10 protein-coding genes are annotated in these 11,549 nt (G+C 60.7%); 5 read left to right on the top strand and 5 right to left on the bottom strand.

Features of this window, described 5'->3' with window-relative positions:
• The first annotated feature begins 9 nt into the window (after positions 1–9).
• The 5 genes from CLU80_RS28345 (at position 10) to CLU80_RS28325 (ending at position 5,193) form a co-directional block, all read left to right on the top strand.
• The gene (locus tag CLU80_RS28345; RefSeq protein ID WP_099759106.1) at positions 10–528 is read left to right on the top strand and encodes a GNAT family N-acetyltransferase; all 519 of its coding nucleotides are present in this window, start codon (positions 10–12) and stop codon (positions 526–528) included.
• Positions 529–728: 200 nt separating this feature from the next.
• Positions 729–1,907, top strand: a complete 1,179-nt coding sequence (locus tag CLU80_RS28340) for an MFS transporter (protein ID WP_093432712.1) — start codon at positions 729–731, stop codon at positions 1,905–1,907.
• Between the two features lie 157 nt (positions 1,908–2,064).
• Positions 2,065–2,751, top strand: coding sequence for an HPP family protein (locus CLU80_RS28335; protein ID WP_099759105.1), 687 nt, complete (start codon positions 2,065–2,067; stop codon positions 2,749–2,751).
• A 180-nt stretch (positions 2,752–2,931) separates the two neighbouring features.
• Positions 2,932–4,038, top strand: a complete 1,107-nt coding sequence (locus tag CLU80_RS28330) for an enoyl-CoA hydratase/isomerase family protein (RefSeq protein ID WP_099759104.1) — start codon at positions 2,932–2,934, stop codon at positions 4,036–4,038.
• A gap of 3 nt (positions 4,039–4,041) precedes the next feature.
• Positions 4,042–5,193: an acyl-CoA dehydrogenase family protein gene (locus CLU80_RS28325; RefSeq protein ID WP_093432721.1), complete on the top strand. Its 1,152-nt coding sequence runs from the start codon at positions 4,042–4,044 to the stop codon at positions 5,191–5,193.
• 381 nt (positions 5,194–5,574) lie between these two features.
• Here CLU80_RS28325 and CLU80_RS28320 read toward each other — a convergent pair whose 3' ends face one another.
• From CLU80_RS28320 to CLU80_RS28300, 5 genes are all read right to left on the bottom strand, one after another.
• The gene (locus CLU80_RS28320; RefSeq protein WP_093432724.1) at positions 5,575–6,348 is read right to left on the bottom strand and encodes an enoyl-CoA hydratase; all 774 of its coding nucleotides are present in this window, start codon (positions 6,346–6,348) and stop codon (positions 5,575–5,577) included.
• A gap of 16 nt (positions 6,349–6,364) precedes the next feature.
• On the bottom strand, positions 6,365–7,492 hold the full coding sequence (locus tag CLU80_RS28315) for an acyl-CoA dehydrogenase (RefSeq protein ID WP_095180012.1): 1,128 nt from the start codon (positions 7,490–7,492) through the stop codon (positions 6,365–6,367).
• A 142-nt stretch (positions 7,493–7,634) separates the two neighbouring features.
• Complete coding sequence (locus CLU80_RS28310; protein ID WP_099759103.1) at positions 7,635–8,828, bottom strand: acetyl-CoA C-acyltransferase; 1,194 nt, start codon at positions 8,826–8,828, stop codon at positions 7,635–7,637.
• A 12-nt stretch (positions 8,829–8,840) separates the two neighbouring features.
• Positions 8,841–9,602: an SDR family NAD(P)-dependent oxidoreductase gene (locus tag CLU80_RS28305; protein ID WP_095126290.1), complete on the bottom strand. Its 762-nt coding sequence runs from the start codon at positions 9,600–9,602 to the stop codon at positions 8,841–8,843.
• Positions 9,603–9,618: 16 nt separating this feature from the next.
• Positions 9,619–11,283, bottom strand: a complete 1,665-nt coding sequence (locus tag CLU80_RS28300) for an AMP-binding protein (RefSeq protein ID WP_099759102.1) — start codon at positions 11,281–11,283, stop codon at positions 9,619–9,621.
• Positions 11,284–11,549 lie beyond the last annotated feature (266 nt).

Genomic DNA, 11,549 nt, shown 5'->3' with positions numbered 1-11,549 from the left:
CGCCTCAATATGACCTTCGACGTACGCCGCGCCAGCCCTGCTGACGCGGTTGCCCTCCCCGCGATCGAGCGTTCGGCCGCGCAATTGTTTCGTCTTGAACCGCCGTTGGCGTGGCTGGCTAATGCCGAGGTGCCCGATGCTGGCCAACATCTGCTGGCCATCGAACAGGCGTATGTGTGGGTTGCTGAAAATAGCGATGGGCAACTGACTGGATTTGTTCGTGCTGTAGACATTGATCAGCACATGCACATTGAGGAGCTATCCGTCAGTCAGGCTTTTCAAGGACAAGGCATGGGGCGCGCACTGGTTGCGGCAGTCATTGAACAAGCGCGCGTGATGCAGTTGAACTCAGTGACGCTGACCACCTTCCGCGATCTGCCGTGGAATGCACCGTTTTATCAACGGATGGGATTTGTCGAGTTGACGCCTGCACACACCGACCGCCATTTGCGCGATGCGCTGCAAGCCGAAGTTCTATTCGGCTTTCCCGCAGAGCGCCGCTGCGCGATGCGCCTGCCCCTTTCCTGAAGACCACACAAATCCCCTGTAGGCCTTCGCCTGCTCGCGATTGAGTTGGGTCAGAGAAATCAATGTTGCCTGACACTCCGCTATCGCGAGCAGGCTCACTCCTACAAAGGAAATGCGTTATGGCAGCTTGACCTGTGGTGACTGGCCGGTAAGGATGGCGTACGCCCGCCAGGCATTTGAAATAAGGATATTGACCCTTCGTGGCTACCTACTCGCGCCTCATCCGCCGGTTGATGATCAGTTCGCTGACCGTCGTCATCAGCCGCGCGCTGATCAGCCCGCTACTGACGCTGTTCCTCAGCAACAAGCTCGACCTCAACCCGCAAGACGTCGGCCTGCTGCTGGGGATCGCGGTGTTCAGCGCCACGTTGTTGTCGCTCTATGGCGGCTACATCATTGATCGGCTGGACAAGCGCCAGTTGCTGATCCTGACCATGCTTTCCAGCGGTATCGGTCTGATCCTGCTGACCTTCGCGCAGAATCTGTACCTGGTCACCCTGGTGCTGATCATCAGCGAAACCGCGTCGGCGCTGTTCCTGATCTGCTCCAAAGCCATCCTCAGTGAAAACCTGCCAGTGGGCCAGCGAGTCAAGGCGTTTTCCCTGAACTACACGCTGACCAACATCGGTTACGCCGTCGGCCCGATGATCGGCGTGGTGATTGCCGGCGTTCAGCCGTCAGCGCCGTTTATCGTCGCGGGCGCGATTGCCATCGGGAGCATCTTTCTGCTGCTCGGTGCCACGCGTGAAGTGAACCCGGTCTCGGCAATCGCTGCGCCCCCCAGCTTTCTGAAAACCCTGATCATCCTGAAGAACGACCGCACGATGATCCTGTTTACCTTGGGCTGTCTGCTCAGCACGCTGGTGCACGGGCGTTTCACCCTGTACCTGTCGCAATACCTGCTGGTCACCCACACCCAGCAACAGACGCTGGATACCATGGCCGCCCTCCTTGCCTGCAACGCGATCACAGTGATTGTGTTGCAGTACCAGATCGGCCGATTACTCACCCGCGAGCATCTGCGCCACTGGATTGCCGGCGGCACCGCGTTGTTCATCGTCGGGCTGATCGGCTTCAGTCTGGCTGACAGCCTGGTCGGCTGGTGCGTGGCGATGTTCATCTTCACCTTGGGCGAGATGATCATTTACCCGGCCGACTTTCTGTTTGTCGACACCCTCGCCCCGGAAGAATTGCGCGGTAGCTATTACGGCGCGCAGAACCTGGCCGCGCTTGGCGGTGCGTTCAGTCCGGTCATGTGCGGGTTTCTGCTGATGCACACACCGGCACCGAGCATGTTCTATGCCTTGAGCGCACTGGCGGCTGTGGGCGGCTATTTGTGTTTCGTCAGTGGCCGTCGCGCCGCTTCAATTCAAAATTAATGCACTAAATCTGCATTAATATGAATTTGTCAGCATCGAGTTTGCCCGGCACACTGTGCGCGTTCCTCCCCCAATGTTGGAACACTTCGAGGGCTTTCCGGATATGCCGGACAAGTCCTTTTTTTTGCCTCGAATTTGCTGCAAGGATCGGATTCACATGCTCGCTCGCTGGTTGCCCGCCGCCATCAACACCCGTCCCACCGAATGGAGCCGCGCCGCCATCGGCATGGCGTTGGGCACGTTGTTCAGTGTGTGGTTGTGCGCGCAGGTATTCGGCCATGAGGTCGCCTATCACCTGATCGGCCCGCTGGGCGCATCGGCGGTGTTGCTGTTCGCCGTGTCCTCCGGCGCCCTCGCCCAGCCGTGGTCGATTGTCGGTGGCTATTTATGTGCTGGCGTGGTCGCGTTGCTGGTGGCGCATGTGCTTGGCCGAACCCTTGGCAGCGCCTGTCTGGCGGCGGGTGTGGCGCTGATCCTGATGTGCTGGCTGCGTTGCCTGCATCCGCCCGCTGGCGCGTTGGCCCTGACGCTGGTGCTGGCGGATCCGGCGACCATCGCCATGGACTGGAAAGCCATGGAACCGGTGATGCTCGGCGCGGTGTGCATGCTGCTCAGCGCGCTTGCCTACAACAACCTGACACGGATCCGTTACCCGAAACGCCCGGCAGAACCGGCTCCGGTGCATGGGCCGGTCGACAGTCAGGCGATCACCGCCGAAGACCTGAAACTTGCCTTGGCCGAGATGGAAGCGTTTATCGACGTCACCCCCGAAGACCTCGAACAACTGATCCACGCCAGCGAACTGCACGCCAAACGGCGCAGCATTACCGAAGCATTCCGCTGACCCCGGGTAGGCGCTGCCGCAGGCTGCTCCTACACAGGAACGCGGCGATTCGGGTGATGTAAAAACGCAAACTCCCCCTGCGAATATCCCGGTTGTACAGGGCAAATTTGCACTGTTACGATCGGCTAACGCTCGCGCGCGAGCTTCTCGAATAAAGACAATAAAAGCAGGGAGTTACTGATGACAGCTCAGGCTTCATCCCCGCGGACCCCGTCCATGGATGCCACGCAAAACGAAGTGCTGGCCGAGGTTCGCAATCATATCGGTCACCTGACCCTGAACCGCCCCGCCGGTCTCAATGCCATTACCCTCGACATGGTGCGCTTGCTGCAACGGCAGCTCGACGCCTGGGCGACTGACACCGATGTTCACGCCGTGGTCCTGCGCGGTGCCGGTGAAAAAGCCTTCTGTGCCGGTGGCGACATTCGGTCCCTGTACGACAGTTTCAAAAGCGGCGACACGCTGCACGAAGATTTCTTCGTCGAGGAATACGCCCTCGACCTGACGATTCATCACTACCGCAAACCGGTATTGGCGCTGATGGACGGTTTCGTTCTCGGCGGCGGCATGGGCCTGGTGCAAGGCGCCGATCTGCGTGTGGTCACCGAGAAGAGCCGTCTGGCCATGCCAGAAGTGGCCATCGGTTATTTCCCCGATGTCGGTGGCAGTTATTTCCTGCCGCGCATTCCCGGTGAGCTGGGGATTTATCTGGGGGTCAGCGGTGTGCAGATCCGTGCCGCCGACGCGCTGTATTGCGGCTTGGCCGACTGGTATCTGGACAGCAGCAAACTGGCGCTGCTCGACGAAAGACTCGATCAGATGGAATGGCAGGACACGCCGCTCAAGGCCCTGCAAAACCTGCTGGCCAAACACGCAGTGCAAACCTTGCCCGATGCGCCACTTGAGGCTTTGCGCCCGGCCATCGACCATTTCTTCGCCCTGCCGGACGTACCGAGCATGGTCGAGCAGTTACGCGCAGTGACGGTTGCCAACAGCCACGAATGGGCGACCACCACGGCTGACCTGCTGGAAACCCGCTCGCCGTTGGCCATGGCGGTGACCCTGGAGATGCTGCGTCGCGGCCGCCACTTGAGCCTGGAACAGTGCTTCGCGCTGGAACTGCATCTGGATCGCCAGTGGTTCGCCCGTGGCGACCTGATCGAAGGCGTCCGCGCCCTGCTGATCGATAAAGACAAGACACCTCGCTGGAACCCGCCGACCCTCGCTGCGCTGGACGCAGAGCATGTCGCGAGTTTCTTCCACGGGTTTGCTGAGAGCGGGAGCTGAGCCATGCACGATCTCGAACTGACTGAAGAACAAGTAATGATCCGCGACATGGCCCGGGACTTTGCCCGTGGCGAAATCGCGCCGCACGCGCAGGCGTGGGAAAAGGCTGGCTGGATCGATGACGCGCTCGTCGCGAAGATGGGTGAACTCGGTTTGCTCGGCATGGTGGTACCCGAGGAATGGGGCGGCACCTACGTCGATTACGTCGCCTATGCCTTGGCCGTGGAAGAGATCTCTGCCGGTGATGGCGCAACCGGCGCCTTCATGAGTATCCATAACTCGGTGGGCTGCGGTCCGGTGCTCAATTACGGCAGCGAAGCGCAAAAACAGACCTGGCTGGCAGATCTGGCCAGTGGGCAAACCATCGGCTGCTTCTGCCTGACCGAACCGCAGGCCGGTTCCGAGGCGCACAACCTGCGCACCCGCGCCGAGTTGCGTGACGGCCAGTGGGTGATCAACGGCGCCAAGCAATTTGTCAGTAACGGCAAACGGGCGAAACTGGCAATCGTCTTTGCCGTGACCGATCCGGATCTGGGCAAGAAAGGTATTTCGGCGTTTCTGGTGCCGACCGATACAGCGGGGTTTATCGTTGATCGCACCGAGCACAAAATGGGCATTCGCGCCTCCGACACCTGCGCGGTGACGTTGAACAACTGCAGCATTCCCGAGGCCAATCTGCTCGGTGAACGCGGTAAAGGTCTGGCGATCGCCCTGTCCAACCTTGAAGGTGGTCGCATCGGCATCGCTGCGCAAGCATTGGGCATCGCCCGTGCTGCGTTTGAAGCGGCGCTGGTGTATTCGCGCGATCGCATCCAGTTCGGCAAACCGATCAACGAGCACCAGAGCATCGCCAATCTGTTGGCCGACATGCACATGCAAATCAACGCGGCACGCCTGATGATCCTGCATGCGGCGCGACTGCGCACGGCGGGCAAACCGTGTTTGTCGCAGGCGTCACAGGCCAAACTGTTTGCGTCGGAAATGGCCGAGAAGGTTTGCTCGTCGGCGATTCAGATTCATGGCGGGTATGGGTATCTGGAGGATTATCCGGTCGAGAAGTATTACCGCGATGCGCGGATTACCCAGATCTATGAAGGGTCGAGCGAGATTCAGCGGATGGTGATTGCGCGGGAGCTGAAGAACTATCAGTTGTAACGGTGTTGGCCCCTTTCCCTCACCCCAGCCCTCCCGAAACGTCGGACCGCCCAGAGGGAGAGGGAGCCGACCGAGCTGTCTGGCGCTATGCATCGACCTGAAATACCGAGTCGATTATCGATTGGATAAACCAGGTCGATCAGGGATTCAGTAAGTTCTTTCAGGTCGGCGTACCTCCCAAACATCCCCCAATCAGTCTCCTCTCCCAGAGGCAGAGAGAGCTGACCGAGGTGTCTGGCGTCATGCATCGACCTGGAAGATTGAGTCGATTAAGGATTCGCTAAAGCTCTTCCAGGTCGGCGTAAATCTGAAATATCCCCCAATCAGTCCCCTCTCCCTCCGGGAGAGGGTTAGGGTGAGGGGCTTTTCGCTTTAGACGCATTACTTGCCTTTGAACTCAGCCTCACGCTTGGCAATAAACGCCGCCATCCCTTCCTTCTGATCCTGCGTCGCGAACGCGGCATGGAACACCCGGCGCTCAAAGCGCACGCCCTCAGTCAGATTGACCTCAAAGGCTCGGTTGACACTTTCCTTGACCATCATCGCAATCGGCAACGACTTGCTGGCAATCACCGCAGCAACCTTCAACGCTTCATCCAACAACTCATCGCTCGGCACGATCCGCGCAACGATGCCGCAACGCTCGGCCTCCACCGCATCGATCATGCGTCCGCTCAGGCACATCTCCATGGCTTTCGCCTTGCCGACGGCGCGGGTCAGGCGCTGGGTGCCACCCATGCCGGGCAACACGCCGAGGTTGATTTCCGGCTGACCGAATCTGGCGTTGTCACCGGCCAGAATGAAGTCGCACATCAACGCCAGTTCACAACCACCGCCAAGGGCGAAGCCGTTGACGGCGGCAATGATCGGCTTGCGCCGGTTGGCCACACGATCGCTGTCGCTGAACAGATCGTCCATGTAGATCTGCGGGTAGGTCAGCTCGGCCATTTCCTTGATGTCGGCACCGGCGGCAAAGGCCTTTTTCGAACCTGTGAGGACGATGCAACCGATGTTCGCATCCGCTTCCAGCGCATCCAAGGCCTGGTTCACTTCGCTGACCAGTTGCGCATTCAGGGCATTCAACGCCTGCGGACGGTTAAGGGTGATGAGGCCAACGCGGCCATGGGTTTCCAGCAGAATGGTTTCGTACGTCATGAATCAAAATTCCTTCTTAAAGATTGCGCGAAATAACCATGCGCTGAATATCGCTGGTGCCTTCGTAGATCTGGCACACGCGCACGTCGCGGTAGATGCGCTCCAGCGGGAAGTCGTTGAGGTAACCGTAACCGCCGAGTGTTTGCAACGCCATTGAGCAGACCTTCTCGGCCATCTCCGAGGCGAACAGTTTGGCCATCGACGCCTCGACCAGTGCCGGTTGCCCACTGTCACGCAGGGCCGCCGCGTAATGCACCATCTGCCGGGCGACGGCGATCTGCGTGGCCATGTCGGCGAGGCGGAAAGCTACGGCCTGATGTTCGATGATCGGCTTGCCGAAGGTGTCGCGTTCACGGGCGTAATCACGCGCCGCTTCAAACGCCGCGCGGGCCATGCCCACCGCTTGCGAAGCGATGCCGACGCGACCGCCTTCAAGGTTGGCCAGAGCAATCTTGTAGCCCTCGCCCTCTTCACCCAGGCGGTTGGCCACCGGCACTTTGACGTCTTCAAAGAGGATCTGGCAGGTGTCGGAGGCGTGTTGGCCGAGCTTGTCTTCGACGCGAGCGACTTTATAGCCCGGTGAATCGGTCGGCACGATAAACGCGCTGATACCGCGTTTGCCGGCACTCGGATCGGTCACCGCAAACACAATCACGATCCCGGCGTTTTGCCCGGAGGTGATGAACTGTTTGCAACCGTTCAGCACGTAGTGATCGCCGTCCAGCCGTGCACGGGTTTTCAGGCTGCTGGCGTCGGAACCGGCCTGTGGTTCGGTCAATGCAAAGGCACCGAGCATAGCGCCGCTGGCCAACGGTTTGAGGAAGCGTTCACGCTGATCGTCATTGCCGAACTTGAGGATCGGCACGCAGCCGACCGAGTTGTGCACGCTCATGATCGTCGAACAGGCGCCGTCGCCGGCGGCGATTTCTTCCAGAGCCATGGCGTACGCCAGGTAACCGGTGTCGCAACCGCCCCACTGCTCCGGCACGAGCATGCCGAAGAAGCCCAGTTCGGCCATTTCAGCGATGGCTTCCTTGGGGAAACGGTGCTCGCGATCCCACTCGGCGGCGAACGGCTTCAAGCGTTCCTCGGCAAATTGCCGGGCCATATCACGAATCTGGGTTTGGTCTTCGTTGGGAATCATGGTGAATCCTTAAATGTAAGTCGCACCGCTTTCCCTGTAGGAGTGAGCCTGCTCGCGATAGCGGTGGGTCATATAAATCAGTGGTGACTGACACGACGTCATCGCGAGCAGGCTCACTCCTACAAGGGGATTGGTGTTGGGCTCAGTAGAGGCATTCCACAGCCATGGCCGTGGCTTCGCCGCCGCCGATGCAGATCGCCGCAATACCGCGCTTCTGCTTTCTCTGGCGCAGGGCCGACAGTAGCGTCACCAGAATCCGCGCACCCGACGCACCGATCGGATGACCCAGCGCACAGGCACCCCCATGCACATTCAGCTTGTCATGGGGGATTTCCAGGTGCGTCATCGCCGCCATGCCAACCACGGCAAACGCTTCGTTGACTTCGAACAGATCGACATCACCCAGCGACCAACCGGTTTTCTTGATCAGCTTCTTGATCGCCCCAATCGGCGCCACCGGGAACAGCCCCGGGGTGTCGGCGAACGCAGCGTGGCCATGGATCACCGCCAGCGGTTTCAGCCCGAGTTTCTGTGCCTGCGACTGACGCATCAGCACCAGAGCCGCCGCGCCGTCAGAGATCGAGCTGGAGTTCGCCGCCGTCACCGTGCCGCCTTCGCGGAACGCCGGTTTCAGGGAGGCAATCTTGTCCAGTTTGGCTTTCGGTGGCTGCTCGTCTTGGCTGATCAGCACCTGCTCTTTGCCGACGGTCACGGTCAGCGGAACGATTTCATCCTTGAAGCTGCCATCCTTGATTGCCTGCTGCGCGCGGGTGGTCGAGGCGATGGCAAACGCGTCCTGCGCTTCGCGGCTGAAGTGGTTGGTCTCGGCGCAGTCTTCGGCGAAGGTGCCCATCAAGCGGCCCTTGTCGTAGGCGTCTTCGAGGCCGTCGAGGAACATCGAGTCGAGCACGCGGCCATGACCCATGCGATAACCGGCGCGGGCACGATCCAGCAGATACGGCGAGTTGGACATGCTTTCCATGCCACCGGCGATCACCACATCAGCACTGCCAGCCACCAGCATGTCGTGAGCGAGAATGGTGGTTTCCATGCCCGAGCCGCACATCTTGTTGACCGTGGTGCAGCGGGTCGATTTATCCAGCCCGGCGCCCAGCGCCGCTTGACGTGCAGGCGCCTGACCGAGGCCCGCAGGCAGTACGCAACCGAACAGCACTTCATCGACCGCGTCGCTGGCAACACCGGCACGTTCAACCGCAGCCTTGATCGCAGCAGCACCGAGTTGCGGCGCGGTGAGGCTTTTCAGTTCGCCCTGAAAGCCGCCCATCGGCGTGCGCACGGCGCTGACGATGACAATCGGATCGTTGGAAATAGTCATGACAAATCCTCCTTACTTGGCGGCCATGCGCAAGGCACCGTCGAGACGGATCACCTCGCCGTTGAGCATGCTGTTTTCGATGATATGCCGAACCAGCGCGGCGTACTCGGCAGGCTTGCCCAGACGCGGCGGGAACGGTACGCCGGCGGCCAGCGAATCGCGGACTTCCGGGGTCATGCCGGCCATCATCGGCGTTTCGAAAATGCCCGGGGCGATGGTCATCACGCGGATGCCAAAGCGCGCCAGCTCACGGGCGGCCGGCAGGGTCAGGCTGGCGATCGCGCCTTTCGAAGCGGAATACGCCGCTTGGCCGATCTGGCCGTCGAACGCTGCGACCGAGGCGGTGTTGATGATCACGCCGCGTTCGCCGTCGGCATTGGCCTCGGCTTCGGCGATGGCCGCAGCGGCCAGGCGCAACATATTGAAGCTGCCGATCAGGTTGACGTTGATCACTTGGGCGAAACTGCTCAGTGCATGCGGGCCGTTCTTGCCGAGGATCTTCTCGCCACGGACGATACCGGCGCAGTTGACCAGACCGTTGAGGCTGCCAAAGGCTTTAACGGTGGCCTGCACGGCAGCTTCAGCGGCGGCTTCGTTGCTGATATCGGCAACGACGCTTTGCGCGCCCAGACGCTGCGCCTGTGCGGCGACAGCTTCGGCATTCATGTCCACCAGCATCACTTTGGCGCCGGCACTGACCAGCAATTCAGCGGTGGCGGCACCCAGGCCGGACGCGCCGCCGGTGACGATAAAAACCTTGTTTTCGATCTGCATGACTGTACTTCCTGATTCAAGCTGAAACGTTATGTGCCGCGGCCTCTTGAGCCTTGGCGATTTCCTGGTTGCGCAAGATAAAGCGCTGCAATTTGCCACTTGGGGTCTTGGGCAATTCGCTGACAAATTCGATTTCACGCGGGTATGAGTGTGCGGCCAGACGTTTGCGTACGTGTTGGCGCAATTCTTCGGCCAGCTCCGGCGCGGCGCGGTATTGCGCACTCAGCACGACGAAGGCTTTGACCAGTTCGGTGCGCTCCGGGTCCGGCTTGCCGACGACGGCCGCTTCGACCACTGCCGGGTGCTCAATCAGCGCACTTTCGACATCGAACGGGCCTACGCGGTAGCCCGATGTGGTGATCACGTCATCGCTGCGGCCGACAAAACTGATGCTGCCGTCCGGGTTCCATTCCACGGTGTCACCGCTCAGGTAGTAATCGCCGACGAAAGCCTTGGTCGGCGCGCCTTCGTAACCGCCGAACCAGCACATCGGCGATTGCGGACGGTCGATGGCGAGAATGCCCGGCTGGCCGACACCAAGTTCGTTGTACTGATCGTCGAGCACCACAATGCGATGGCCCGGCGAGGCGAAACCGGCGGCTCCAACGTGCACCGCGTGATCAAGGCCGTGGTGGTTGCACAGGACCATGCCCAGTTCGGTCTGGCCGTAATGGTCGTGGATGACCACGCCGAGGTTGTCGGCGAACCAGCGGATGACTTCCGGGTTCAGCGGTTCGCCGGCGCTGCTGACGATGCGCAACTTGCCCTTGATCGACTTGGCGAATTCGTCGCCACCGGCGATCAGCAAGCGATAAGCGGTGGGCGAACCGGTGAGGTTGGTGATGCCGTACTTGTTGATCACCCGGCAAGTGCTTTCGAGGGTGAACGGCCCATCGTAGAAAGTGATCGGATGGCCCATCGACAATGGCCCGGTGACGCCGAAATAGATGCCGTAGGCCCAACCCGGATCGGCGACGTTCCAGAAGGCGTCTTCGGGACGCAGGTCTACCGCATCGCGGGTGTAACTCTGGAACGCGACGATGGCTTTGAGCGGTACCGACAGCGCTTTCGAAGGGCCGGTGGTGCCGGAGGTGAACATCAGCAGGAACGGGTCTTCGCCGGTCAACAGGACCGGTTCGCAGACATTGGAGTAATTGGCCAGCTCGGCCCAGAAGCTGAAGTCGCCACGGACGATGCCCTGGCCTTTGGCGCCGCCAACGGTCACGAGGGTCGGGCAGTCAGCGACTTCGGCGAGTTTCGGCCGGTTGACCGCATCGGTGACCACGACTTTGGCGCCGGAGCTGTTCAGGCGATGTTCGAGGGCTTTGGGGCCGAAGGCGGTGAACAGCGGTTGATACACGGCGCCGATGCGCCAGGTGGCGAGCACGGTGATGAGCAATTCGATGTTGCGCGGCAGCAGGCCGGCGACCTTGTCGCCCTTCTGCACGCCCTGAGCGAGGAGGAAGTTGGCGAAACGCGCGGCTTTGTCCTGCAGGTCGCTGAAGGTGTACGTCGCACTGGCGCCGTCGCGGCCTTCCCAGAACAGCGCAATGCGCCCGGGCAAGGCATGACGGTCGCAACATTCGACGCAGGCGTTGAGTGCCGCAAGCGTACCGCTGAGCGCGGCATCCACGGTGTGCTGATAGTTGAACTGTGCGGTGGCAGACAAGTAATCGCGCATTGCCAGAATCCCTCTGTTTTTTATTAGGCTGGGAACCGTAAACAACAGGGGGATAGTCGCGCTGTGCGGGGGCTGGGGCAATGGTCAAAGCCATCAATGTGGCTGACTGGTTTGGCCAAGACCGCTACCACACTGATCGTTCCCACGCTCTGCGTGGGAATGCAGCCTCGGACGCTCTGCGTCCGCTCCAGAGCTGGAACGCGGCGCGTCCCTTGAGGCATTCCCACGCGGAGCGTGGGAACGATCAAGCGGCGGAATGTGTTGGG

The organism is Pseudomonas sp. 29 (assembly GCF_002754355.1).
GTDB lineage: Bacteria > Pseudomonadota > Gammaproteobacteria > Pseudomonadales > Pseudomonadaceae > Aquipseudomonas > Aquipseudomonas neuropathica.
The sequence above is the reverse complement of the archived record's forward strand: the minus strand, read 5'-3'. Positions and strand labels throughout refer to the sequence as shown.

Bases quoted from the DNA above. Each gene is read 5' to 3' on its own strand.
- CLU80_RS28345 (WP_099759106.1), top strand. From the start codon at position 10: ATGACCTTCGACGTACGCCGCGCCAGCCCTGCTGACGCGGTTGCCCTC.
- CLU80_RS28335 (WP_099759105.1), top strand. From the start codon at position 2,065: ATGCTCGCTCGCTGGTTGCCCGCCGCCATCAACACCCGTCCCACCGAA.
- CLU80_RS28330 (WP_099759104.1), top strand. From the start codon at position 2,932: ATGACAGCTCAGGCTTCATCCCCGCGGACCCCGTCCATGGATGCCACG.
- CLU80_RS28325 (WP_093432721.1), top strand. From the start codon at position 4,042: ATGCACGATCTCGAACTGACTGAAGAACAAGTAATGATCCGCGACATG.
- CLU80_RS28320 (WP_093432724.1), bottom strand. From the start codon at position 6,348: ATGACGTACGAAACCATTCTGCTGGAAACCCATGGCCGCGTTGGCCTC.
- CLU80_RS28315 (WP_095180012.1), bottom strand. From the start codon at position 7,492: ATGATTCCCAACGAAGACCAAACCCAGATTCGTGATATGGCCCGGCAA.
- CLU80_RS28310 (WP_099759103.1), bottom strand. From the start codon at position 8,828: ATGACTATTTCCAACGATCCGATTGTCATCGTCAGCGCCGTGCGCACG.
- CLU80_RS28305 (WP_095126290.1), bottom strand. From the start codon at position 9,602: ATGCAGATCGAAAACAAGGTTTTTATCGTCACCGGCGGCGCGTCCGGC.
- CLU80_RS28300 (WP_099759102.1), bottom strand. From the start codon at position 11,283: ATGCGCGATTACTTGTCTGCCACCGCACAGTTCAACTATCAGCACACC.